Annotated in this window: 23 protein-coding genes; 12 read left to right on the top strand and 11 right to left on the bottom strand. The window is 67.5% G+C overall.

What is annotated here, in order from left to right:
- Nucleotides 1–586: 586 nt before the first annotated feature.
- Nucleotides 587–895, top strand: a complete 309-nt coding sequence (locus tag LGR64_RS18555; protein WP_230356511.1) for a hypothetical protein — start codon at nucleotides 587–589, stop codon at nucleotides 893–895.
- A gap of 419 nt (nucleotides 896–1314) precedes the next feature.
- On the opposite strand, the gene LGR64_RS18550 is transcribed toward LGR64_RS18555, so the two are convergent.
- Both LGR64_RS18550 and LGR64_RS18545 read right to left on the bottom strand, forming a co-directional pair.
- Nucleotides 1315–3849, bottom strand: a complete 2535-nt coding sequence (locus LGR64_RS18550; protein ID WP_230356510.1) for an ABC transporter permease — start codon at nucleotides 3847–3849, stop codon at nucleotides 1315–1317.
- Between the two features lie 84 nt (nucleotides 3850–3933).
- Nucleotides 3934–5154 carry a porin gene (locus LGR64_RS18545; protein ID WP_230356508.1) on the bottom strand — a complete coding sequence of 407 codons (1221 nt, stop codon included), beginning with the start codon at nucleotides 5152–5154 and terminating at the stop codon, nucleotides 3934–3936.
- Between the two features lie 246 nt (nucleotides 5155–5400).
- Here LGR64_RS18545 and LGR64_RS18540 point away from each other — a divergent pair, with 246 nt between their 5' ends.
- The 3 genes from LGR64_RS18540 to LGR64_RS18530 are packed head-to-tail and all read left to right on the top strand — an operon-like array spanning nucleotide 5401 to nucleotide 8343.
- Entirely contained in the window at nucleotides 5401–6363 is a 963-nt protein-coding gene (locus LGR64_RS18540; protein WP_230356506.1) for a Bug family tripartite tricarboxylate transporter substrate binding protein, read from the top strand.
- Between the two features lie 20 nt (nucleotides 6364–6383).
- Complete coding sequence (locus LGR64_RS18535; protein ID WP_016450763.1) at nucleotides 6384–7229, top strand: TauD/TfdA dioxygenase family protein; 846 nt, start codon at nucleotides 6384–6386, stop codon at nucleotides 7227–7229.
- Nucleotides 7230–7284: 55 nt separating this feature from the next.
- Nucleotides 7285–8343 (top strand): 3-keto-5-aminohexanoate cleavage protein, encoded by a 1059-nt coding sequence (locus LGR64_RS18530; RefSeq protein ID WP_230356504.1) that lies wholly within the window; start codon nucleotides 7285–7287, stop codon nucleotides 8341–8343.
- A gap of 4 nt (nucleotides 8344–8347) precedes the next feature.
- Here LGR64_RS18530 and LGR64_RS18525 read toward each other — a convergent pair whose 3' ends face one another.
- Genes LGR64_RS18525 through LGR64_RS18505 form a run of 5 tightly spaced genes read right to left on the bottom strand, consistent with a single transcriptional unit; the run spans nucleotide 8348 to nucleotide 13373 of the window.
- Nucleotides 8348–9430, bottom strand: a complete 1083-nt coding sequence (locus LGR64_RS18525) for an AraC family transcriptional regulator (protein ID WP_230356502.1) — start codon at nucleotides 9428–9430, stop codon at nucleotides 8348–8350.
- Between the two features lie 12 nt (nucleotides 9431–9442).
- Nucleotides 9443–10414 (bottom strand): quinone oxidoreductase family protein, encoded by a 972-nt coding sequence (locus LGR64_RS18520; protein WP_013803808.1) that lies wholly within the window; start codon nucleotides 10412–10414, stop codon nucleotides 9443–9445.
- A 39-nt stretch (nucleotides 10415–10453) separates the two neighbouring features.
- Complete coding sequence (locus tag LGR64_RS18515) at nucleotides 10454–11422, bottom strand: Bug family tripartite tricarboxylate transporter substrate binding protein (protein WP_013803809.1); 969 nt, start codon at nucleotides 11420–11422, stop codon at nucleotides 10454–10456.
- A 14-nt stretch (nucleotides 11423–11436) separates the two neighbouring features.
- On the bottom strand, nucleotides 11437–12495 hold the full coding sequence (locus LGR64_RS18510) for a 3-keto-5-aminohexanoate cleavage protein (RefSeq protein WP_230356500.1): 1059 nt from the start codon (nucleotides 12493–12495) through the stop codon (nucleotides 11437–11439).
- A 29-nt stretch (nucleotides 12496–12524) separates the two neighbouring features.
- Nucleotides 12525–13373, bottom strand: coding sequence for a TauD/TfdA dioxygenase family protein (locus LGR64_RS18505; RefSeq protein WP_065346927.1), 849 nt, complete (start codon nucleotides 13371–13373; stop codon nucleotides 12525–12527).
- 162 nt (nucleotides 13374–13535) lie between these two features.
- Between LGR64_RS18505 and LGR64_RS18500 the strand changes: the two genes are divergently transcribed.
- The 3 genes from LGR64_RS18500 (at nucleotide 13536) to nirD (ending at nucleotide 17673) form a co-directional block, all read left to right on the top strand.
- The gene (locus LGR64_RS18500) at nucleotides 13536–14543 is read left to right on the top strand and encodes an AraC family transcriptional regulator (RefSeq protein ID WP_230356498.1); all 1008 of its coding nucleotides are present in this window, start codon (nucleotides 13536–13538) and stop codon (nucleotides 14541–14543) included.
- Between the two features lie 223 nt (nucleotides 14544–14766).
- Nucleotides 14767–17283, top strand: coding sequence for a nitrite reductase large subunit NirB (gene nirB, locus LGR64_RS18495; RefSeq protein WP_230356496.1), 2517 nt, complete (start codon nucleotides 14767–14769; stop codon nucleotides 17281–17283).
- 48 nt (nucleotides 17284–17331) lie between these two features.
- Complete coding sequence (nirD, locus tag LGR64_RS18490; RefSeq protein WP_012203928.1) at nucleotides 17332–17673, top strand: nitrite reductase small subunit NirD; 342 nt, start codon at nucleotides 17332–17334, stop codon at nucleotides 17671–17673.
- A gap of 338 nt (nucleotides 17674–18011) precedes the next feature.
- Here nirD and LGR64_RS18485 read toward each other — a convergent pair whose 3' ends face one another.
- Nucleotides 18012–18365, bottom strand: a complete 354-nt coding sequence (locus LGR64_RS18485; protein ID WP_230356494.1) for a hypothetical protein — start codon at nucleotides 18363–18365, stop codon at nucleotides 18012–18014.
- A complete protein-coding gene (locus LGR64_RS18480; protein ID WP_096916868.1) occupies nucleotides 18362–18532 on the bottom strand; it encodes a Com family DNA-binding transcriptional regulator in 171 nt (56 codons plus the stop codon). Before LGR64_RS18480 ends, LGR64_RS18485 begins: the two co-directional genes overlap by 4 nt.
- A gap of 361 nt (nucleotides 18533–18893) precedes the next feature.
- Between LGR64_RS18480 and LGR64_RS18475 the strand changes: the two genes are divergently transcribed.
- Together LGR64_RS18475 and LGR64_RS18470 are read left to right on the top strand one after the other, a co-directional pair.
- Complete coding sequence (locus LGR64_RS18475; RefSeq protein ID WP_043823658.1) at nucleotides 18894–19304, top strand: GNAT family N-acetyltransferase; 411 nt, start codon at nucleotides 18894–18896, stop codon at nucleotides 19302–19304.
- Between the two features lie 25 nt (nucleotides 19305–19329).
- A complete protein-coding gene (locus tag LGR64_RS18470; RefSeq protein WP_230356490.1) occupies nucleotides 19330–19653 on the top strand; it encodes a hypothetical protein in 324 nt (107 codons plus the stop codon).
- 121 nt (nucleotides 19654–19774) lie between these two features.
- On the opposite strand, the gene LGR64_RS18465 is transcribed toward LGR64_RS18470, so the two are convergent.
- Entirely contained in the window at nucleotides 19775–20110 is a 336-nt protein-coding gene (locus LGR64_RS18465; RefSeq protein ID WP_230356488.1) for a hypothetical protein, read from the bottom strand.
- Here LGR64_RS18465 and LGR64_RS18460 point away from each other — a divergent pair.
- From LGR64_RS18460 to LGR64_RS18450, 3 genes are all read left to right on the top strand, one after another.
- Nucleotides 20046–20573: a low molecular weight protein-tyrosine-phosphatase gene (locus tag LGR64_RS18460; RefSeq protein ID WP_442873830.1), complete on the top strand. Its 528-nt coding sequence runs from the start codon at nucleotides 20046–20048 to the stop codon at nucleotides 20571–20573. The genes LGR64_RS18465 and LGR64_RS18460 overlap by 65 nt on opposite strands.
- Nucleotides 20574–20595: 22 nt before the next feature.
- A complete protein-coding gene (locus tag LGR64_RS18455) occupies nucleotides 20596–21363 on the top strand; it encodes a hypothetical protein (protein WP_230356485.1) in 768 nt (255 codons plus the stop codon).
- 349 nt (nucleotides 21364–21712) lie between these two features.
- Nucleotides 21713–22309, top strand: a complete 597-nt coding sequence (locus LGR64_RS18450; RefSeq protein WP_230356483.1) for a hypothetical protein — start codon at nucleotides 21713–21715, stop codon at nucleotides 22307–22309.
- Between the two features lie 180 nt (nucleotides 22310–22489).
- Here the strand turns inward: LGR64_RS18450 and LGR64_RS18445 are convergent, their stop codons facing one another.
- On the bottom strand, nucleotides 22490–24328 hold the full coding sequence (locus LGR64_RS18445; protein WP_230356480.1) for a sensor domain-containing diguanylate cyclase: 1839 nt from the start codon (nucleotides 24326–24328) through the stop codon (nucleotides 22490–22492).
- Between the last annotated feature and the right edge of the window lie 124 nt (nucleotides 24329–24452).

Raw genomic sequence — 24452 nt, 5'->3', positions numbered from 1 at the left:
TTGTTTCGCCACCGGTACGCCGGCCGAAGGAAAGTAGGCAAAGCAAAGGCGACCCGAATGTCCGCGACCCTCCGCTTCGCTGCGGGCAACCTGCGTCGTGGCGGTTGCGGGGTTCGCTGCGGAACTCGCTGCGTTCACTTCGTGAACTCCGCTCAGACAACCGCAGCGAGTCAGTTGACGAAGCAGTCCTGTCCTTCGGCAGGACTGCAACCCCGCAACCACCACGCCGCAGGCGCTGACATACGGGGAGTTGGCTCGGGCCTTCGCTTCGCTCGGCCATTTTTTGGGCGCGCTCGTCGTCCAAAGCCTCTATCATTTCGACCGGCCCCCTGTTCAGGGGCTGGTGCTTCAAAACACCTTTATAGAGCGGTGCAGCCTCCCCGTCAGCGAGGCCTTGTCACGTCTGGATCATCGGACCGTGGGTGCCTGCCCACGTCCCTGCGATTACGGACGGGATGGGGCTACCCGCAAGGGCGTCCGCACGGCTCTGTACGTGTTTTGAACATCCCGTCCACCTTCTTCGCGCTTCAAAACGTAAAGCGGGTGGCTTCCATCTCACAGAGGAGAGCGAAACCATGCACGCCATATGTCCCATCCTGGTTACCGTCACCTGCAGGGCCAGGCCATGAAGCAGGAAACACGATCCACCAGCGCCAGAACCACGCAGCTGAACTTCTCCATCACCGAGGTGAACCGAATGGTCCAGATGGGCTGCAACGAGATCTCCTCCATCTCCCAGCTCGCCCAGGCATGGCTGCTATCGCCCGAAGGCCTGCGCGACACGGACGTGGTGACCAACGCCTTGCGCACCATCCAGCACAGCGCCGAGCGGCTGGCCACCTACGTGGAAGACGAGATCTATCTCCTGCGCAACACCGCCAAGCCCGAGGCCTGAAGCATCAGCCTCAGCCCACGAAAAACAGCCGAGCGCAACAATGGCGCATCGGCTGTTTTGCATTTCCGGCAGCCGGCTGTTGGCTGTTCCCCAGCCTCCCCCCTTCTGCCCACGCCTGCGTTGGGCGGGATGCGGGGTGGCAAGCCTGCCGAAGGACAGGCTTGCTTCGTCATCTGACTTGCCGCAGTTGTTTGAGCGAAGCGCGCCAGCGCGCAGCGAGTTCTGCGGCACACCCCGCATCCCGCCCAACGCAGGTCGCCCCGGAGCGCAGCGCAGGGGTCGTGGGCAGTTTGGGGCGCGCTTCTTTGCTTCCTTTCTTATCGCGCGATAAGAAAGGGAGTCGGCCGCCGGGCCGAAACCCGGCCCCGAAAAACAACCACCCGGCAGGGTCAAAAACCAGGCCCGGACCTGGCCCCAAACTACTCAGCCACCTGCCTCAACGTATCCATCACAGGCCTCCTCAACACCTCCCGCAACGCCCACCACCCCGCCATCCAGGCCAGCAAGGCCCCGGCAACAGCCCCCGCCAGCGGAGCCCACCAGGGCACGGTCCAGTTGAACTCGAACACCCATCGCGCCAGGGCCCAGCCCACGGCCGCCGCCGCGCAACTGGCCAGGAAACCCGCCAGCAGGCCAACGCCAGCCAGCTCGGCGCGCTGCACCTGCGCCAGCAGCCGGGCCTGGGCACCGACGGCGCGCATGATGGCGTACTCGCGGGCGCGCTCCTCGCGCGTGGCGGTGACGGCGGCGAAGAGCACGACCAGGCCGGCGGCCAGGGTGAAGCCGAAGAGGAACTCCACCGCGCGTATCACCTGGTCCAGCACGCGCTGCACCTGGGCCAGCGTGGTGCTCAGGTCCACGTTGGTGATGTTGGGAAACTCACGCACCAGGGCGTTGTCGAAGCCCGCCGCGTCGGGCGCGCGGTAGGCGGCCAGGTAGCTGACGGCCACGTCGTCCAGGTGGTCCACGGGATAGATGACGAAGAAGTTGGCACGCATCGATCCCCAGTCCACCTTGCGCAGGCTGGTGATGCGCGCCTCGCTGGGCACGCCGCCCACGTCGAAGCCCAGCGTGTCGCCGAGCTTGAGGCCCAGGGTCTCGGCAATGCCGTCCTCCACACTGATCTCGCCCTTGGCGCCAGGCGTCCAGGTGCCCGCCGTGATCAGGTTGTGTGCGGGCGCCTGCGCCGTGGTGGAGAGGTTGAACTCCCGGTCCACCAGGCGCTTGGCGCGGTCTTCGCTGAAGTCGTCGGGGCTGACCGGCTTGCCGTTGACGGTGACCAGACGCCCCCGGATCATGGGGAACCAGTCATAGGAGGTGACGCCAGCCTTGGCCAGCGCCGCGCGGAAACCGTCGGCCTGCTCGGGCTGCACGTTGATGACGAAGCGGTTGGGCGCATTGGCCGGCGTGGCCTGGCGCCAGCTGCCGATGAGGTCGGTGCGCAGCAGCACCAGCAGCATGAGCGCCAGCAGCCCCACGGCCAGGCTGCTGATCTGCACCACGGCATAGGCGGGGCGCGCGGCGATCTGGCGCGTGGCCAGCACCAGCCAGCGCGGCGCCGTGCTCTCGTGCACCAGGCGGCGCAGCACCTGCACGGCCAGCCAGCCCAGGGCCGCGAACAGCAGCACGGCCACGGCAAAGCCCCCCACGGCGATCAGGCCCAGCTTGATGTCACGGCTGGCCGCCAGCAGCAAGGCCGCAAAGCCTGCCACGCCCACGGCCAGCACCACCACCGAGGCAGGCTTGAGCGCGCCCAGGTCGCGGCGCATGACGCGCAGCGGCGGCACGCGCGCCAGCTGCAGCACGGGCGGCAGGCCAAAGGCCAGCAGCAGGGTCAGCCCCATGCCCACGCCGAAGGCCGCAGGCCACAGGCCTGGTGCGGGCAAGGCGGTTTCCACCAGCCCGGCCAGCAGCAGCACGAACACATGGTGGATGGCCCAGCCCAGCAGCACGCCCGCGGCGCTGGAGGCCAGACCGACCAGCACGAACTCCACCGTATAGGCCCCTGCAATGCGCCGCTGGCTCTGGCCCAGCACGCGCAGCATGGCCGAGGCGTCGAGGTGGCTGTTGGCAAAACCGCGCGCAGCCAGGGCCACGGCCACGGCAGACAGCAGCGCCGCCAGCAGGGCGACCAGGCTCAGGAATTTCTCGGCGCGGTCCAGCGTCTGGCGCATCTCGGGGCGGCCGCTGTCCAGCGACTCCACGCGCACGCCATGCACGCCGGGCGCCTTGGCCTGCTGCTCGGCCCAGACGCGGTAGCGCTGCACGGCCGGCTCGGAGCCATCACCCGCGCCGGCCACGGCCAGGCGGTAGGTGATGCGGCTGGCCGGCTGCACCAGGCCTGTGGCGGCAAGGTCGGCGGAGGTGATCATCACGCGCGGCGCAAAGTTCATGAAGCCAGCACCCCGGTCAGGCTCGATGGAGATGATGCGCGCCACGCGCAGTTGGGCGTCGCCCAGCAGCAGCATGTCCCCCACGCCTATGCCCAGCGACTCCAGCAGCGGCGCATCGACCCAGGCCTCGCCTCGCGCCGGTATCTCGCGCGTGGCCCGGTCGGCCGCGCCGGGGGCATCGGCCACGCGCAGGCTGCCGCGCAGCGGATAGCCTTCGGACACGCTCTTGAGCGCCACCAGGCGGCTCATGCCGCCTTGCGCATCGCTGGCGCGCGCCATGGTCGGGAAGCTGGATGTCTCCAGGGCCTGCAGCCCTTCGGCGCGTGCGCGCTCGGCAAAGGCCGGCGCCGTGGGGTTGTCGCCGACCACGACCACGTCGCCGCCCAGCAGCTGGCGTGCATCGCGCTGCAGCCCCGCCTGCAGCCGGTCGGCAAAAAAGCCCACCGAACTGAGCGCGGCCACGGCCAGCATCACGGCAACGATCAATAGGCGCAACTCGCCCGCGCGCAGGTCGCGCCACAGGGTGCGCCAACCCAGGGTCCATGCAGAAGATCCATTCATGCCGCGCAGATTAGCGCAGGCGAAGATGGGCACCCGGGCGCCACGGCTATTGGCACGGCCGTTCAGAACGATTGGCCCAGCCGTTCAGAACATCAGCCGCAGGCCCAGGTCCAGCCCCAGCGCGCCGGCCGGCTGCATGCCGCCCGTGGTCAGGTAGCCGGGCTGGGGCAGGATGGCCGGGTTGCTGACCACCAGCGGCGTCACGCCCATCACGCCCGGGTTGTTGCGCCCGTTGCCCACGCTGATGCGCGACACCGTGGCGTACAGCGCCGTGCGTTTGGACAGCGGGTGCACATAGCCCAGGGCGAGCTTGTTCACCGAGGAATCGCCGTCGGCCAGGCCCTGGCCATTCCTGAACTGCACACGTGCATAGGAGGCGCGCAGCGCCCCCTGGCCCAAGGGGATGTTCACGCCGGCCAGCACGCCCAGGTAGCGGTCGTTGATGGCGGCCAGCGTGCCGGCGTCGCGCCGCTCGTTGCGCACGCCGGACCATTCGCCAAACAGCTTGACCGGGCCGAAGTCATAGGAGCCGCCCAGGTTCAGCGAGCGGATCTTTTCCGCGCCGGCGCCCGAGGTGCCCAGGGTGTTCTCGCCATAGCCCAGCGCCACATCGGCCGCCCCCATGGCCCAGCCGATGCGGGCACCCGCGTAGCGCCCCCGCTTCGAGCTGTTCTCGGGGAAGGCGTACATGGCCTGCCCGTAGACGCCGCCCAGGCCCGGCGGCAGGAAGTAGCCGATGGAGTTGCCTGCGCGCAGATAGGTGTCCGTGCCCACCGACAGCCCGCCGCCCAGCAGGCCGCCCGTGGCCAACGCGCGGGCGATGGCCAGGTTGCTGTTGACCACGGCGATCAGGTTGGTGCCCACGCCGTTGACGGTGAAGGGGTCGAAGGCCCAGTCGTTCAGAAACGAAGGCGTGTGGTCGCGCCCCATGCGCAGCTCGCCCAGGCGCCCGGACAGGCTGATCGTGGCGCGCCGCCCGAAGTTGAGCGCGCCGCCGCCCGTGTCATTGGCCACCGGCGCCTCCAGCCACAGGCCGGCCATGAGGCCGCCGCCCAGGTCCTCGCTGGCGCGTATGCCGATGCGGCTGGCCAGGTTGCCCGAGGGCGACAGCGCCCAGGTGCTTTGCCGCGCCGAGCGCGCGGGCCCCGTGTCCCAGGAATCGCTGCGCACGCTGTAGCGGCTGATGCCGGCGTCCATCACGCCGAACAGCGTGACCGAGGTGGGCGCCTGGGCGGCGGCCGCGCCTGCCAGACACAGCAGGCCCAGCGCGTGCAGGCTGCAGGGATGGGGGTGAAGTCGGGGCATGGAGGTCTCCTGTTCGTCGTGGGGCTGGCGCGGTCCTGCGCCACGAATCGACTCTAGGAACGCCATCGCGCCGCTTCTTGGCAGTTCATGCCAACGGCTTTGCAATTCACGACATGCGCGGGTTGCCCTGGTCAGGGTTGCCATGGATTTGTCCCAACAAGGCAAATGCCTGTCCCCCAATGGCAAGTCCCGGGAAAGCGGGATTTCGATACTGGATGCCAGAACACGGAACAAGGAGACACGGACATGAGACTGCCCCACGCCATCGCCACGCTGCTCGCGGGCTGCGCCATCGCCATCGGCGGCACGGCCTGGAGCCGCCAGCCGCTCAGGCTCATCGTGCCCGCACCGCCGGGCGGCACCATGGACATCGTGGCGCGCGTCGTGGGCCAGCAGCTCGCGTCTGAAACAGGCCAGGCCGTGGTGATAGACAACCGCCCGGGCGCAGGCGGCCTGCTGGGCATGCAGACCCTGCTGCAGGCGCCCGCCGATGGACAGACGCTGCTGGTGGGCGCAAGCAATCTGCTGGCCGAGATCCCCCATGTGATCAAGATGCCCTTCGATCCGCTCAAGGACCTGGTGCCCCTGGCCTCGCTGGCCCGCTCGGGCGTGGTGCTGGTGGCCGCGGCCAGCCAGCCCGCCCAGGACTTGCAGGAGCTGCTCGCGCAGCTCAAGGCACGCAAAGGCCAGACCAGCTTTGCCAGCTACAGCCCCGGCACCGTGTCGCACTACGCCGGCCTGATCCTCAGCGACAAGGCGGGCCTGGACCTGCAGCATGTGGGCTACGCGGGCTCGCCGCCGGCCGTGCAGGCCCTGCTGGGCGGCCAGGTGGACGTCATGTTCGACGGCATGCTGACCTCGGTGCCCCTGATCAGGGCCGGCAAGCTGCGTGCCTACGCGTTCTCCGGCCCCCGGCGTTCGCGCCACCTGCCCCAGGTGCCGACCACCGCCGAACTCGGCTACCCCGAGCTGCAGTTTCGCGGCTGGGTGGGCCTGATCGCGCCGGCCCGCCTGCCGCCCGAAACCATGGAACGCCTGCGCGCCGCCATCGGGAAAGCGGCCAGCGCGCCGGCCGTGCAGCAAAAACTCTCCGACGTGGGGCTGGAGCCCGAGGTGCTCACCGACACCGCCGCGCTGCAGCGCGAGACACGCCAGATGTCCGAGCGCAACGCCGGCATCGTGAAGAAATACCAGATCACCGCGAACTGACTTCCAGGGAAATACCGACCATGCAGATCCGACAGATCACCCCCGCCATCGGCGCCGAAATCTCCGGCATCCATCTCGGCGATGCCGCACGCGACGCCGCACTGTTCGCGGACATCCGCGCCGCGCTGCTGACCCATCGCGTGCTGTTCTTCCGGGACCAGGACATCACGCGCGCCGAACATGTGGCCTTTGCCAGCCGCTTCGGCCCACTGGAGGACCATCCCGTGGCAGGCAGCGATCCCGAGCACCCTGGCCTGGTGCGCATCTACCGCAGCGACGATCCGCACAGCTACGAAAACACCTGGCACTGCGATGGCCTGTGGCGCCCCAACCCGGCCATGGGCGCGGTGCTGCGCTGCATAGAGTGCCCGCCGATCGGCGGCGACACCATCTGGGTCAACATGGTCAAGGCCTACGAGGAGCTGCCCGAGAGCATCAAGCGCAGCATCGACGGCCTGCGCGCCAAGGCCGGCATAGAGCACACCTTCGGCGCCGTGATGGCGCCCGAGGCGCGCGCGCGGCTGGCCAGCGAGCACCCGCCGGTGGAGCATCCCGTGGTGCGCACCCACCCCGAGACCGGAGAGAAGCTGCTGTTCGTGGGCGCGGGCTTCAGCACCCACTTCGTCAACTACAGCACGCCCGAGAACGTGCGCCACGGCATAGACAAGGCGCCCGGCGCCGCGCTGCTGATGAACTACCTGATCAGCCGCGCCACGATTCCCGAATACCAGGTGCGCTGGTCCTGGAAGCCCGGCGACGTGGCCGTCTGGGACAACCGCAGCACCCAGCACTACGCGCTCAACGACTACTACCCGGCGCCCCGCCGCATGGAGCGCGCGGGCATCGTCGGCGACATCCCGCGCTGAGGCCCTGCACAGACTCTTTCCACCCCCCCTCACCCCCCACCCACCGGAGCGTCCCATGAATTTTCTCGATGGCCACCTGTTCCCCGAAAACCAGCAGCCCCTGATCATCACGGCAGCCCCCTATGCGCCGGGATGGCTGCCCGGCGATTTCCCCGAAGACATTCCCGTGACCATGGACGAGCAGATCCAGAAGGCCGTGGACTGCTACAACGCCGGCGCCACCGTGCTGCACCTGCATGTGCGCGAGCTGGACGGCAAAGGCAGCAAGCGTTTGTCGAAGTTCAACGAGCTGATCGCCGGCGTGCGTGCGCGTGTGCCCGAGATGATCATCCAGGTGGGCGGATCGATCAGCTTTGCTCCCGAGACGGACGGCGCGGCCGCCAAGTGGCTGTCCGACGACACGCGCCACATGCTGGCCGAGCTGGAGCCCGTGCCCGACCAGGTCACGGTGACCATCAATACCTCGCAGATGAACGTGACGGAGCAGGCCGAGGACGCGGACTTCAGGGGCACCTCGCGCGAGAAGCCCGCCATCTTCGACGCCTACAAGGAGATGACCGTGCCCGCCCAGCCCGGCTGGGCCGAGGAGCACATCCGGCGCCTGTCGGCCGCCGGCATCCAGAGCGCCTTCCAGTGCTACAACATCAACAGCTTCGAGTCCGTGGAGCGGCTCATGCGCCGCGGCATCTACAAGGGCCCGCTGGTGATGAACTGGGTGGCGATTGGCGGCGGCATGGACGCGCCCAGCATCTACAGCCTGGCCAATTTCGTGCGCGCCGTGCCCGACGGTGCCGTGCTCACCGTGGAAAGCAATGTGCGCAACGTGCTGCCCGTGAACATGATGGGCATCGCCATGGGCCTGCATGTGCGCTGCGGCACCGAGGACTGCCTGTGGAACCAGTCGCGCAGCGCCAAGGCCAGCACGGTCTCCCAGATCGAGCAACTGGTGCGCATCGCAGGCGAGTTCGGCCGCCCCATCGCCACGGCGCAACAGGCGCGCGCCATCAGCAAGATTGGCGTGTTCTACGACACCGCCGAAGAGACATTGGCGGCCAACGGCTTCGCGCCCAACCGCAACGGCGGCAACCAGGGATTTCTGCGCAAGACCGCCTGACGCACTAGGCCTCGCCAACCCTTCCCTGCCCCCGCCTGCGCCAGTCCGAGACGCTGGCGCCGAAAGCGGCCCGGAACCAGTGGCAAAAGCCGCTGGGCGCGGCAAACCCCAGCAGGCCCGCCACCTCGCCCAGGGGCTGGCCACCGTCTTGCAGATGGCGCAGCACCAGTTCCCTGCGGATGGTGTCGAGCAGCGCCGAGAAAGTCTGCCCCTCCGCAAGCAGGCGGCGGTGCAGCGTGCGGCGGTCCATTCCCAGCTGGCGTGCCACCTGCTGGGCCGTACAGCGGCCGCCCGGCAGCAGTGCAATGATCAGCTCCCTGCAGGCCGCCTGCATGCCTTCGCCCCGGCTGCGCAGCGCCTGCTCCAGATGGCTTCGCGCAAAGCGCGCAACGCCCGAGCCCTGCGCCTGGCCGCATTCGCGCAGCAGTTGCAGATCCGCCAGGCGGCAGACCATGCCGTTGAAAGGCTGGTCAAACAAAGGGGTTACGCCGAAGAAGGCACGGTGGGCCGATGCATCGGCCGGTGCGCGGTGTGCGAAGCTGACCTGCTGCGGGCGCCACTGGGCGCCGATCAGCTCGCGCAGCACGCGAAACATCACGCCCACCGCCAGCTCCATGGACTGGCGCATGGCCATGCCCGCGATGGGCACCAGGTCCTGGCGCACCAGCACCCCGGAGCCCGCGTCCTCGATGCGTACGAACATGCCCGCACTCAGCAGCTTGAGGTAGCGGCACAGCGTGTCCAGCGCCTGGCGCGGCGTGGGCTCTTGCTGCAGCACAAGGCTGATGGGGCCCAGGTGGGACAGGCTGCGCCGCGCCGCCAGGCGCAGCGCGAAATCCTGCGTTCCCGTGGTGCGCGCGGCCACCTCCAGCAGCTCGCGCACGGCATGGATGGGAATCAGCGTCTCCGGGTCGTCGAGCAGGCGCGCCGACAGTCCCGCCGCGCGCACAAGGACGGCGGGATCATGGCCCAGGCTTTTCACCAGGTCGGCATAGCCATGCAGGCTGGCACTGCGGATAAGGCCGCAGGTGACGGGCCTGCGGCCTGCGGCCACGGTGCCGATGGCATGGAGCGCAGGGGTCTGCATGGCAGGTCCATTTCAGGGAATCAGCACCGTCGCGCCCGTGGTGCGGCGCGACTCCAGCGCCCGGTGCGCCTGGGCCGCATCAGCCAGCGCAAAGCTTTGCTGGGGCTCGCTGGCGATGCGCCCGGCCAGCACATGGTCGAACAGCTCGCGCGCCATCTCCAGCATGTGGGCGCGCGGCTGGATGTAGTGCACCATCGCGGGCCGCGTCATCCAGATCGATCCCTTGGAGGCCAGCAGCTGGGAGTCCACCACCACCGAGCCCGACGAGGTGCCGTTGCTGATCAGCCGGCCGCGCGGCTGCAGGCAGTCCAGCGAATCCATGAGCGTGTCCTTGCCCACCGAGTCATAGACCACGGGCACGCCCTTGCCGCCCGTGATCTCCATCACGCGAGCGACGGTGTTCTCGCGCGAGGTCACGATGACGTGGGCGCAGCCGTTGGCGCGCGCGGCGGCGGCCTTCTCGTCGGTGCTCACCGTGCCGATCATGGTCACGCCCAGGGCACGCGCCCACTGGCAGGCGATCAGCCCCACGCCGCCGGCCGCCGCGTGGTAGAGGATGGTTTCGCCCCCCTGCAGCGGATGGACCTGGCGGAACAGGTACTGCGCCGTCATGCCCTTCATCATCAGCGTGGCCGCCGTGCGGTCGCTGATGCCGTCGGGCAGCGGGATCAGCACCTCGGCCGGCATCACGCGCACATCGCTGTAGGCGCCCTGCGGGCCCATCAGGTAGCCCACGCGGTCGCCGGGCCGCACTTCGGTCACGCCCTCCCCCACGGCCTCGACCACGCCCACGGCGTCCGAGCCCAGGCCGTTGGGCAGGGCCAGCGGATAGCGGCCCGTGCGGAAATAGATGTCGATGAAGTTGACGGCGATGAAGCTGTGGCGCACGCGCGCCTGGCCGGGTCCGGGCGCGCCGGCCTCGGCATGCTCCAGCCTGAGCACCTCGGGGCCGCCGGTGGTATGAAAGCGTATGGCCTTTGCCATGGAGTCTCCTTGTGTTGGGCCTGGGTGGGGCGCCCTGCATCAGTTGAGCCGGATATCGAAGTTCCGGACGATTTCGGCATTGCGGTCGAACTCGGTGCGCAGGTCGGTGGACATCTGCTCCAGCGAGCGATCGCCTTCGACGGGCTCGAAGCCCGTGCCCGCATAGCGTTCGCGCACGGCCTTGCGGGCGTTGACCCGGGCCAGCGCGCCGTGGATCTTCTCCAGCAGCGGGCGTGGCGTCTGCGCCGAGGCGAACACGCCGCTCCAGTTGCTGAAATCCACCTCGGGATAGCCCAGCTCGGCCAGCGTGGGCACCTGCGGGTAGTCGGGCAGCCGGCTCTTGTAGGCCACGGCCAGCAGCCTGACCTTGCCGCCCGCGATCAGCGGCTTGGAGGTGACCGATCCGTCGAACATCAGCGGGATCTGGTTGCCCATGACCTGGGCCAGCGCGGGCGCCGAGCCCGGGAAGGCCACATGTTCCATGTCCAGGTGGGCCCTTCTGTTGAGGATGGCGCCCGCGTACTGCGAGGCCGTGCCCTGGCTGTACGAGGCGAACGACAGCGTGCCCGGGTGGGCCTTCACGTAGGCGATGGCCTCGGCCCCGTCGCGCGCGGGAAACTGCGGCGAGGCGATGAACAGCATCACCGAGCGCGCCATCTGCGCCACGGGCCGCACGTCCTTCATGGGGTCGAAGCCGACCTTGAGCACATGGGGCACCTCGGTGAGGATGTTGGTCACCGTCACCAGCAGCGTGCTGCCGTCGGCCGGCTGGGACAGCATGTGCTTGACGGCGATGGCGCCACCGGCACCGGGCCGGTTCTCGACGATGACGGGCTGGCGTATCTCCTGCGCCAGCTGGTCGCTGATGATGCGCGCGAACACATCGATGGTGCCGCCGGGCGGCGCCGGCACGATGAGCCGGACCGGCTTGTCGCCGAAGGCGTGGGCGCCACCGGCCAGCAGCGAGGCAGCCAGGGCGATGGCAGTCCAGGGGGGCATGCGTTGCATCATGGGCTCCCGGTTCAGGCGGCCTTGCGCAGAAATCCCTGCTGGGCGCCGTTGCGGTTGGGTGCGAAGCCGTTGGCCGCCAGCGTCTCGTCCACGGTGCAGTAGAACTGGCCGATCCGGCAGATCTCCCGCGCCTGCTGCGCCGTGGCGATGGGGCGGCCGAACTCGCCTGCGATGCGCACCAGCTGCTCGATCTGCGCCACCGTGCCCATCTTGGCCGTGCGGCGCTGGTTCCAGAGGTTGTCCTCGGTGCCGCAGCGCACATGCAGGCCCATGGCGATGCCCATCATGTTCACGGGCAGCACGTTGAGCACCGAGCTTTCCACGGTGAGCACGGCGCCGTCGGGCACGGCACGCACGAAATTGGCCAGGCTGTAGATGCTGGGCGCGTCCATGCCGCCGCCAATCGCCACCCAGTTCATCACCAGCGGGCCCTTGTAGATGCCGCGGCGCATGAGCCGCTCCACGGACTCGAAGCTGTTGATGTTGTAGCACTGGAAGGCGCTCTGGATGCCGGCGGCCGACAGGCGCCGGATGTGCTCCTCGGCCCAGCCGGGCTGGGCGGGCACGGTCATCTCCCTGTAGGCATTGAAGACGGCCGGGTCCTCCATGGAGGTGCCGCGTATGTCGCGCGCATCGAACTGCTCCAGGAAATTCATCTGCGAGGTATTGATGGTCACCGTGACCTGGTCGGGCACGGGCTCCAGCTCGGCCAGCATGTGGCGCGTGTCGTCGGACAGCCACTTGGCGGCCGCGCCGTCCGTCTCGGGAGCAAAGCTGATCGATCCGCCCACCTGGATGATCATCTCGGGCACGCGCGCACGCACGCCGGCGATCAGCTCGTTGAACTTGGACAGGCGCTTGCTGCCTTTGCCATCCAGCTCGCGCACATGCAGGTGCAGCACGGTGGCGCCGGCGTTGTAGCAGTCCACGGCCTTCTGGATCTGCTCGTCCATGGTCACGGCGATCTCGCCGGGAAAGTCCGAGGGCAGCCACGAGGGCGCATAGGGCGCGGCCGTGATGATCAGGGGCTGCTGGTTTTCGGGGAACAGGTGGCCGTCGAGAAAGTTCATGGCATGTCTCCTTGTGTCGTGATCGTGGTTCAGAAGGTCGGCGTGCCGACGATGCCCGCGCGCTCCATCTTCCGGTGGCTGGGCGGGTAGTCCATGGCCGCGTAGTGCTGGGTGGCGCGGTTGTCCCAGATCGCCACGCTGCCCGCCCGCCAGCGCCAGCGCACCTGGTACTCGGGAATGGCAGCCTGGCCGATCAGGTACTGCAGCAGGCCGGAGGCACCCTGCGTGAAGTCCTGGCCCACGCGCACATTGGCGGGCGTATGGAAATTGGTGAAATGCGTGGTGAAGCCGTTCACGAACAGCACCTTCTCGCCGGTCTCGGGATGGGTGCGGACCACGGGATGCTCGGCATCGGGGTACTGGGCCTTGAGCGCCAGCCGCCTTTCGATGGGCATGGCCGCGCCGAACGTGCATTCGATGCTGTGGCGCGCGCGCAGCGGCGCGATCAGCGCCTTGACGGCGTCCGGCAGGCGTTCGTAGGCCAGCGCCATGTTGGCCCACAGGGTGTCGCCGCCCACGGGCGGGCATTCCACGCAGTGCAGCACGCAGCCCATGGGCGGCGCCTCGCGCCAGGTGGCGTCGCAGTGCCAGGAATTCTCGTAGCGGTCGTTGGGCTGCTCGGGCGTCCTGTAGATGCGCACCAGGCCCGGATGCTCGGGATCGCTGCCGGCCACCGGATGGTCCTCCAGCTCGCCGAAGCGCCGCGCAAAGGCCACGTGCTCGGCGCGCGCCAGGTCCTGGTCGCGCAGGAACAGCACCTTGTGGCGCAGCAGCGCTGCCCGGATCTCCGAGAAAAGCGCGTCGTCGCGCACCGCGTCGGCCAGCCGCACGCCGAGCAATTCGGCGCCGATGGCGCATGTCATGGGCTCTATGCGCATGCCTGTCTCCTGTCATTGTTGTGAAGGCCCGTGGCGGCACGGTCCGCCCGGCGTGGGGCCGGTCTCTGCAATGTAGGAAAACCCGGTTCCGCGGACTATGCAAGCCATGCCATCCTCTTTGCATTTCGTGCCACCAGGCCACGGACTGACAGGAGGGCAAGCATGGTCACCATGGTGCGCGCGGCGGCCTTGACCCATTTTTCGGACGTCATGCGCGAACTGGGCGGCGACCCCGACAAGGCACTGCGCCAGGCCGGCCTGCGGCCCGCGCTGCTGCGCGAGCAGGACCAGCTGATCGACGTGGCCATCGTCGCGCGCCTGCTGGAAGACGCGGCCCAGTCCACGGGCTGCGAGTCCCTGGGCCTGCGCATGGCCCGGCACCGCCAGCTGTCGAGCTTCGGCGCCGTGAGCCTGCTGCTGCTGCACCAGCCCACGCTGCGCCATGCGCTGGACACGCTGGTCGCGCACATGCACCTGGTCAACGAATCGCTGCTGATCCACCTGGAGGATGCAGGGGGCATCGTCATCCTGCGCGAGGACTTCGTCCTGCACGGCGCCATGCGCCAGTCCGTGGAACTGGCCATGGGCGTGCTGTGGCGCATGTGCGAGGCATTGCTGCGCGAGCGCTGGCGGCCGCAGGGCGTCAGCTTCAGCCACGCGCCACCGGCCGACCTGTCCGAGCACCGCCGCATGTTCCGCTGCCGCATCACGTTCGGCGCCGAGTTCAACGGCATCGCCTGCCGCGCCGCCGACCTGGACGAGCCCAACCCGCTGGCCGACCCCGCGCTGGCGCGCTATGCGCTGCGGCTGGTGGAGGCCATGCCGGCCCACCGTGCCGCCTCCGTGGGCCACCAGGCGCGCAGGGTCATCTACCTGCTGCTGCCCTCGGGCAACGCCACCTGCGCAGGCGTGGCGCAGGGCATGGGGCGCAGCCTGCGCACGCTGCAGCGCGAACTGGACCGCGAGGGCCTGAGCTTCAGCGAGCTGCTGACCGAAGTGCGCCACGAACTGGCCCTGCGCTACCTGGACCACCCCCACTACAGCGTGGGACAGATCGCATCCATGCTCGGCTATGCCAGCCACAGCGCCTTCACGCGCTGGTTCGCTGCGCAATTCGGTTGCGCGCCCGAGGCCTGGCGCATCCGCGCGCAGGGACTGCCTCGCGCCTGACGCACCGGGCGTTCCTGGCGCACTTGACGCACCACCACGGCGCACCCCGCCCCTGCACGGTGCGGCGAGCGCATTGCGGTGCACGCTGTCTGCGCACCAGACAGCGTGCACCACGGGCAGGCACCGCGCAGCGGCGCTGGCACGGCACTTGCATTGGCTGCCCTGACCCGCTGGCCCTGGCCTGCGGCCCGCAAAACACTGGATGCGCAACGCAGGACGCCAGATGAACATCGTTGTGATCGGCCACGGCATGGTGGGCCACAAATTTCTCGAGCAGCTGCATGCCCTGGGCGTGGCAGACGCGAACGTCACCGTGCTGTGCGAGGAGCCGCGCGCCGCCTACGACCGTGTTCACCTGTCGGAATTCTTCTCCGGCAAGAGCGCCGAGGACCTGAGCCTGGTCGAGCCCGGCTTCTTCGAGGCCAGCGGCTTCACGCTGCGCCTGGCGGCCAGGGCGGCAGCCGTGGAGCGGCGCGAGCGCACCGTGACCACGGCCGATGGCGAAGTCATCGCCTACGACCGGCTGGTGCTGGCCACAGGCTCGGCGCCCTTCGTGCCGCCCGTGCCGGGGCGCGACCGGCCGCACTGCTTTGTCTACCGCACCATCGAGGACCTGGAGGCCATGCAGGCATCGGCCGCGCGCTCCAGGACCGGCGTGGTGGTGGGCGGCGGCCTGCTGGGCCTGGAATGCGCCAAGGCCCTGCGCGACCTGGGCCTGGAGACCCATGTGGTCGAGTTCGCCCCGCGCCTGATGGCCGTGCAGGTGGACGACGGCGGCGGCCGCGTGCTGCGCAGCAAGATCGAGGACCTGGGCGTGCAGGTGCACACGGGCCGCAATACGCTGGAGATCACCGACGGCGCCACGGCACGCCACCGCATGGTGTTTGCCGACGGCACGCACCTGGAAACCGACATGATCGTCTTCTCCGCCGGCATCCGCCCGCGCGACGAGATCGCGCGCCAGTGCGCCCTGGCCATAGGCCCGCGCGGCGGCGTGGCCGTGGACGACCATTGCCGCACCAGCGACCGCAACGTCTACGCCATTGGCGAATGCGCCTCCTGGCGCGAGCAGACCTTCGGCCTGGTGGCACCCGGCTACGACATGGCGCGCGTGGCGGCCCGCCACATTGCGGGCGAGGCCGAGGCCGCCTTCGGCGGGGCCGATCTCAGCACCAAGCTCAAGCTCATGGGCGTGGATGTGGCCAGCATCGGCGACGCCCAGGGCAAGACGCCGCGCAGCCGCAACTACCAGTTCATCGACGAGCGCAAGCAGGTCTACAAGAAGATCGTGGTCAGCGAGGACGGCCGCCAGCTGCTGGGCGCCGTGCTGGTGGGCAACGCCGACGAGTACGGCACGCTGCTGCAGATGGCGCTCAACAGCATCGCGCTGCCCGAAGAGCCCGAGTTCCTCATCCTGCCCTCCAGCGACGGCAAGGCCAAGCCCGGCCTGGGTGTGGACGCCCTGCCCGACACGGCGCAGATCTGCTCGTGCAACAACGTCACCAAGGCGCAGATCTGCGCGGCCGTGGGCGAAGGCGCCTGCACCATGGCCGAGCTCAAGTCCTGCACCCAGGCCGGCGCCACCTGCGGCGGCTGCGTGCCCCTGGCCACCCAGGTCATGAAGGCCGAGATGGCCCGGCGCGGCATGGCCGTCAACAACCATGTCTGCGAGCATTTCCCGCACTCGCGCCAGGAGCTGTACCACCTGGTGCGCGTGGGCGGCATCAAGACCTTCGACGAACTGCTGCACCGCCATGGCAAGGGCCTGGGCTGCGATGTCTGCAAGCCACTGGCAGCCAGCATCCTGGCCTCGTGCTGGAACGAGTTCGTGCTGCAGCCGCAGCTGGCCAGCCTGCAGGACAGCAACGACTACTACCTGGGCAACATCCAGAAGGACGGCAGCTACTCCGTGGTGCCGCGCATGCCCGGCGGCGAAGTCACACCGGACGGCCTGATCGCCGTGGGCCAGGTGGCCAAGAAATACGGCCTGTACACCAAGCTCACGGGCGGTGCCCGCGTGGACCTGTTCGGCGCCCGCGTGGAGCAGCTGCCGCTGATCTGGGAGGAGCTGATCGCCGCCGGCTTCGAGTCCGGCCATGCCTACGGCAAGTCGCTGCGCACCGTCAAAAGCTGCGTGGGCTCCACCTGGTGCCGCTACGGCGTGGACGACAGCGTGGGCCTGGCCGTGCAGCTGGAAAACCGCTACAAGGGCCTGCGCGCGCCGCACAAGATCAAGTTCGGCGTCTCGGGCTGCACGCGCGAATGCGCCGAGGCCCAGGGCAAGGACGTGGGCGTGATCGCCACCGACAAGGGCTGGAACCTCTACGTCTGCGGCAACGGCGGCATGAAGCCGCGCCATGCCGAGCTGATCGCCTCCGACCTGTCCAAGGACAGGCTGCTGCAACTCATCGACCGCTTCCTGATGTTCTACGTGCGCACGGCCGACCGCCTGCAGCGCACCAGCACCTGGCGCGAGAACCTGGAAGGCGGCCTGGACTACCTCAAGGACGTGGTGGTCAACGACAGCCTGGGCCTGGGCGCCGAACTCGAGGCCCAGATGCAGCATGTGGTGGACACCTACCAGTGCGAGTGGAAGACCGCCGTCACCACGCCCGAAGTGCGCCAGCGCTTTCGCAGCTTCATCAACAGCGACCAGCCCGACGAGCACATCGTCTTCGTGCAGGAGCGCGGCCAGATCCGCCCGGCGCGCAGCGAAGAGCGCAGCGAGGCCCTGGTCTGATCCAGGCCTGGTCCCGGCCCGCACCCACACCACCGACAAGGCACCGCCATGACACACCCCGCCCAAGAACAGTGGATGCCCGTCTGCGCCACCCGTGACATCGTCCCCGACACGGGGGTCTGCGCCCTGGTCGAAGGCCGGCATGTGGCGGTCTTTCGCCTTGGCGAAGACCGCTTCTACGCCATAGACAACGTGGACCCGCGCTGCGGCGCCAGCGTGCTCGCGCGCGGCCTGGTCGGCAGCCTGGGCGAGCGCGTCGTCGTCGCCTCGCCCATCTACAAGCACCACTTCGACCTGGCCACCGGCGAATGCCTGGAAGCGCCCGAGCACTCCGTGCGCGTGCATGCGGTGCGCAATGAGAACGGGCAGTTGATGGTGGCGCTGCATTGAGATCTCGGTCAGATCAGCGAAACTGGGCATGGCGCCGAGAGCTGGTTTGAGCAAGGTCTTCACGAAAGGCGATTCACGGCCTTCGAAGTTGGCAATTTCCAGCGTTGATATGGGCGTCAGACCGGACTGCTTGACGCAGATCGAAAAGCGCGCCGTTCAACATACGCAAGCCATCAGGTTGCACTTCATCCAGAAGGCAGACTTCGGTCTCACAAAAAGCAGGCTCCAAGCGCCTTCACTTCGCACCTTCGAGGAGGCGAGCTACGGCGCCAAAGGTCACGCACGCAGCAAACAGAAAAGCCCGCTGGCTGTGTCAGCGGGCTTTCCGTCACAAACCCTTAGACAAGGGGTTCTGTCAACAGGTCATAGGTCATGTTGACGCTGCCGTTTCCATTGGCAACAGCCCAAATCCCCTGGCCAGGCGGCACATACAAAGAGTACTGCGCGCTGATCGTCGGAATGGGAGTGCCAATGAAGATCAAGCGCTTCGTACCATCGCCATATGCCGATGGGGCGGCTGTGTCAGCGAACACCTGCACACCGATAGTGCCAGCCGAGGAATTGACGTACAGCGTGCGGATCACCAGGCCATGGAGGTTGTTGCCAGGCGCGACCACCTGCACGACGGAGGTATTGACACCCAGGTTCGCGTACAGGGCGCCGATGGGGGTGGGCTTTGCAAGAGTTGTCATGGCGATTGCCTTTCATCTAAGTTGACAGGCGCTCGATGGCACTCATGTTGGGGGCTCTCGACCCTCAAGGAATTCAGCGTCCCGCAGCGCGGGCACTTGATGCTCAGTTTCTGGAAGATGCCCATTGCAAGTTTGCGATTGCAGCTGGAACACCTCACCTCTTGCATTCCATACTCCATTTGGACGGTATCCGTTGATTGTTGCGATGACTTCATTCTGCTGGACCGATTGCACCAGTGCACGGCCCAGGCGACAGTCTTTCTTGTGGCGCATCGGCTCACATGTTCCCCGCCATGCGGCGGCTGCTGCGACAGGATGCGCGCGAGACCCGCAACGTGGGCGCAACGCTGTTCCCCAAGCCTGCTGCGTGCGGAGCTGCACGGTGTGCGCTGGGCACGGTGCAAGCGCACTCCAACGCAGTCATCAGGGCCAGCCTGGCCGAAGGCTCTGCCGTGGGCATCGGACAGACGCCTGCCTATGATGGCGCTCTGCCTATCCTCCGATATGCCCCTGGCGCCCTCACCATCCATGAACTACCGCATTGAAGACCACGTCCCCGCCGTCCAGGACTACATCCAGATCCGGCTGGCTGCCGGCCTGAGCCGCAAGTCGCCCGAGGCGGCCGCCATCGGCCTGAAAAACGGCCTGTTCAGCGTGGTCGTCTATGCCGATGCAACGCCGGTTGGCATAGGCCGCGTGATCGGAGACGGCGGGTGCTTCTTCGAAATCGTGGACATCGCTGTCATCCCCGAGCACCAGAAAAAGGGCCTGGGCCACCTCATCATGCAGCGCCTGATGCAGTACATCCACGGCAATGCCCTGCCCACGGCCTATGTCAGCCTCATGGCCGACCACGGCACGCCGGAGTTCTATCGCCGCTATGGGTTCGAACCCTCCCTGCTGCCCAAAAAGGCGGGCATGTCCTTGCGCATTGTTTGACTGCAGAGGCCCGATCAAGACAGAGATGAACAACAAACTGAGAGCAGCGGCAGTGATCGCCGTAGCGTTTTTGGCCGTTGCCTTCCTTGTGCCTGCGCCGAAAAGTGTGCCGCTCACCGAGCGCTATCCCGGTCCGTGGAAAACTGATTTCAGCCGAAACATCGCCATCGCGCTGGGCAAGAACCAAGCTATCGGCTGCGTGCAATTCCAATACCGGGAGAGCCGCCTGGATCCAGGCGAGTACCTTGTGTACTGCAATGATCGGGGCATGTGGAGGTCCTATCTGGTCTGGATCCCGTCGCAGAAGATCACCGGGCCGCACATGATTGATGCATCGATTCCGCCGTGATCGAAGAATCCGCACTGGCGTGCAAGATGGCGCTGCATTGAGTTCAGCCACGTCCCATGCCGGCGGCGCAGCACCATGAAATCCGCCTGACAGGGCGTCCGAAAACGCCCGACCTGCGGGCTCAGGCGTAAAAGGACAGCAACACCAGGCACACGATGACCACGATGGCCGCCGTGATGACGGTCACTCTGAAGCCGCCGTCGCTGCTGCGCAGCAACCGCAACTCCAACAGGGCCGCGCCCACCCGAGCCATCCAGAAACAAAGCAGTTCCACCATGGGCGCAGCATAAGCGGCCCGGCAGTTCAGGTGCGGGGCGTGGAAAATGCCGGCGAGCACCTGGGCATCGCAGGCCATCGAGATGTCGTGAAGCCCGTTACCCACAGGGAGGTTTATGGAACAGATTCGGGAACAGTCAGCTGACCGCAGGCCAGCCACAAAGAGGAAAAGAATCCTCATGGTCTGCACAGGGAACATCTGCCGCAGCCCCACGGCCCACGGCGTGCTTGAAAAAATGGTGGCCGACGCGGGCCTGGCTGGCCGCATCGAAGTGGACTCCGCAGGCACGCACGGCTACCACGTGGGCGAGGCACCCGACCGCCGCTCCCAGGCCCATGCCGCGCGGCGCGGCTATGACCTTTCGCAGCAGCGCGCGCGGCAACTGCGGGCCGAGGACTTCACGGCATTCGACCAGGTGCTGGTGATGGATGGCGCCAACGAATCTGCAGCGCGCAGGATCTGCCCCGAGTCCGAATGGCACCGCGTACAGCGGCTGACGGACTTCTGCACCGAGCACACCGCGCGCGAAGTGCCCGACCCCTACTACGGCGGCGACCGGGGTTTCGAGGACGTGCTGGACCTGGTGGAGGACGCCTGCGCGGGGCTGCTGGCCACGCTGTGCATGGCGCCGCGCAAGGGTTGACAAGCCACGGCACCGCTTGCGCATGCGAACCCTCATTCTTTGCTTCGGCATCCTGGGCACGCTTGTGTTCGGCGCAGCCTTCGCCCTGTCGTTTTCCTCGCCATTGCTGGTCGAGAGCCTGGGCAAGGAGATCATCCGCATCGAGATCGGGCGCAGGCTGGGCACCCAGCTGGATACGCTTTCAGGCTCGCGCATGGCGGGCCTGGCCCAGAAGGCGCTGGGCAGGACAGATAGCGAGATCGCTGCAGTGCGGCGCGAGATCGAGGCAGGCATTCCCGACAAGCTGGCTTCGGTCATGACCGACATGCGCCGCGCCGACTGCGAATGCCGCAAGCGCAAGGCCGTCTACGCGCAGCAACGCCAGGCCACCCAGCTGGCATCGCTGATCCAGATGCGCGCCCGGCTGGTGGAATTCATCGAGTCGGCCTACCACCAGACCACGGCCAGCCTGGTGCGGGAGTTCAGGATCTTCACTGCATCCAATGCGCTGGTGTTTCTGGCCCTGGCCGGCGTGACGGCGCGACGCAGGCGGGCGGGGCTGCAGCTGGCACTGCCCGCCATCGTGCTGGTGACCGCCTCGGCGGTGACTGCCATGCTGTATCTGTTCGCACAGGACTGGCTGCACACCATTGTGTTTGGCAGTTACATCGGCCTGGCCTACATGGCCTATCTGGCCTTTGCCATCGCGCTGCTGTACGACATCGCATTCAACCAGGCACGCGTGTGCACACGGGCCATCAATGGCCTTGCGTCGTCTTTTGGTTCGGCATTCGAGGTATTGCCTTGTTGAGCCACGGTCCCACTTGCCCCGGCAACTGCCCCAATCACAGCAGCGGCACGGCCTCCATAGCCCTACCCACTCGCCAGCACAATCCTCCCCTTGCCCGCACGCTTGGCCGCGTCGGCACCGAAAGTGCGCGCATGCTGCTGCAATGGATGCGCGGAGAGGCCGGGGAATCGCCAAGCCTGGATCTGGGTGATGAGCTGGTGGTGCGACAAAGCAATTGACTGGCTGATGCCTGGATATCCATTCGCATATTGAGATAGAGTTCGGCGGCTTGGCCATTCCCGCCCAAGCCCCTCTTCTCCACTGCGCCTGCGCAATGGAGATTTTTCATTTCAATCCATCTTCAAAGAACATGAACACCATTGCATTGGGAGGACGCCTGCGGCCGCAAGGCGCAGTCCGGACTCGCCGGATCATGGCCGCCTTTCTGGCTGCTAGCGCTGTACTGTCTGTGCCAAAGGGAGTATCGGCGGCCGAGAACGATGCACTATCTGCCTCTCTGGCTGCATTCGGTGATGCCGCTGTGGCAAGACGCCTGGAGGACCAGATCGCGGACCTTGTGAAAAAGCGCAATCAGGCGGGCATGACCAAGCTGGTGGGCCAGATCGCGCAGAACGACGGGGCTTTCATGGAAAAGATGGACGGCCTGACGCAGGCCAAAAAGCGGGTTCCTGATCCTGAAATGGCCAGGATTGCCATGGCCCTGGGCCCTTGCCACCATGCCAGTTTTCTTCTCAGGAAAATGGCCTTCGCCCTTGCCGATGGTCAGGCAAAGCCCATCATTCGCAATGGGGTGACCATGATTGACGGCACGCACATGGACGATATGTATGCCGAGCAAATGTCGCGCTGTGAAAGGCTGGCCAAGCAGCCCATGCGGAAAATCAAGATAGGTTCCATGTGCTCCGTCAATGGCTCGGGCTGCGACGAGGATCCGGATATGGATTGAAGAGGCCGAGCGCTGAAAACGAATGCAAGGAAAGAAAAGGCCGGGTCTGCCGCCCGGCCTTTGGTGACCGCCCCGGCGGTGACTTTTGGTTCGGCATTCAAGGCCTTGCCTTGTTGAGCCCACGGCCTCCTCCGCCCAGACAACTGCCGCAATCACAACGGCGGCATAGCCCCCAAATCCCTACCCGCCCGCCACCACAATCCGCCCCTTGCCCGCGCGCTTGGCCGCGTACATGGCCTCGTCGGCGCGCTGCAGGAGCTGGGTGGCATCTTCCCGGGAGGCATTGAGGGCGATGCCCATGCTGGCGCCGACCTGCACGGTGGCGCCGCTGTGCAGGCGGATGGGCTGGCGGATGGAGGCCAGGCAGCGCTGCATGATCTGCCGGGCGTCGTCGGCCGAGGCCAATTCGTCCAGCAGCAGCACGAATTCGTCTCCGCCCAGGCGGGCGACGCAGTCGGTTTCGCGGGCCTGGGTGGTGAGGCGGCGGGCGATGATGCGCAGCACTTCATCGCCGGCGTCGTGGCCTTCGGTGTCGTTGACTTGCTTGAAGCCGTCCAGGTCCATGAAGCAGACGGCCAGCTGGCCGGGGCCGCTGGCCTGGGCCAGCGCGCGCTGCAGCCGCGCCTGCAGCGCGCGGCGGTTGGCCAGGCCGGTCAGCACGTCGTGCAATGCCTGGTGCTGGGCCGCCTGCTCGCCGCGCTTGAGGGCGTCGATGTCCACGAAGACCCATATCGATTCGCCATCGGCCAGGCCTGCGCCGCTGACATCGACCCAGAGCAGGCTGCCATCGCTGGTCTGCAGCTGCATCTGGGCGTGGCATTTGCCGCTGGAGCGCAGTGCGCCATAGGCCAGTTCGCCGGAGCGTTCGTAGGTCTCCTCGTCCGGGTAGAGGATGCGCGCCGAGTGGTCCAGCAGCTCGCCGGCCGGGCGCTTGAGCATGCGCTGCAGGGCCTGGTTGGTCCACAGCAGCCGGCGCTCGCGCAGGCGGGCGATGCCGATGAGGTCGTTGTCCATGAACAGTTCCTGCTGGCGCAGCAGCTCGGCGAGCCGGATGCGCGCCACGCGTTCGCGCTGCTGCAGCAGATAGAGGCTGACCGAACCCAGCGCGATCAGCGCGATGCTCAGGCCCGTGAGCGCCCAGGCACGCCAGGCCGATGCGCGCCACCCCGCCAGGTAGCTTTCCGTGCCCAGGCCGGTGAAGACGGTCAGCGGGTAGCCGGCCAGGCGCTGGTAGGCCGTGATGCGCTCCACGCCATCGAGCAGCGTGGGCGTGATGTACCAGCCAAGCTCCCGGTCATCGGCCAGGGCCCGGTGGTACTCGCCCGAGACTTCCGAGCCGCCGATGCCGGCCATGGGCTGGGGATCGCCTGCCGCGTAGCGGGCCACCAGCAGATCCTTGTCCGAACGCAGCGCAATGGCGCTGTCGGGCCCGAAGGCCTGGCGGCGGAACAGCGACTGGAAATGCTCGGCCGCAACGACCGCGTAGACGATGCCCTGGAAATCCCCATCGCCGGATTGCAGCCGCCGCGCCAGCACGATGGCCCATTTCTTGAAGGAGTGGCTGACCAGCGGGTCGGAGACCACCATGCGGTCGGTGTTGCGCGCCCGGTCGAAGTAGCCTCGCTCGGCCACGGAAAATGCCGGCTCCTCCTCGTTCGCACTCTGCAGGACCTGGCCATTGGCGTCGGTGACGCGCAGCGCCGTGACGAAGGGAACGAGGGCGCGCTGCTCCTGCAGGATTTCATAAAGGGCCAGCGCCGCCACGTCCGCGCCTTCCAGACTCCGGCTGCGGTAGCGGCCCGCGACGGTGGCCAGGGCGTTGTCCACCAGCCGCATCTCGGCGTTCAGTTCCAGGCTCAGGCTGCGGGCCTGGTTCCGGGTGACGGCCACGCCCAGGTCCAGGTCGGCCTGGTGGTTGGCGCGCAGGCTCAACCAGGTGGCCAGGCCCAGCAGGCCGGCCACCAGCAGGTTGCCGAGCACCAGGCGCCGGAGCACCTTGTCGGAAAGAAGCCTCTTCATGGCGCCGGGTGTCCCTTTCCTACTTGCTGGATGGGCATCGGGGTGGATGGACCGGCCCATTTTTAGCACAAGGCAGGAGCACTCCATGCCAGGTCGCACGCCATGGCAGCGGCGCCTTTCGGCG

The sequence above is a fragment of the Delftia sp. Lp-1 genome (assembly GCF_020523835.1).
Lineage (GTDB): Bacteria > Pseudomonadota > Gammaproteobacteria > Burkholderiales > Burkholderiaceae_C > Comamonas > Comamonas acidovorans.
Note: the sequence above shows the minus strand (reverse complement) of the source record. Positions and strands in the feature narration are given on the sequence as shown.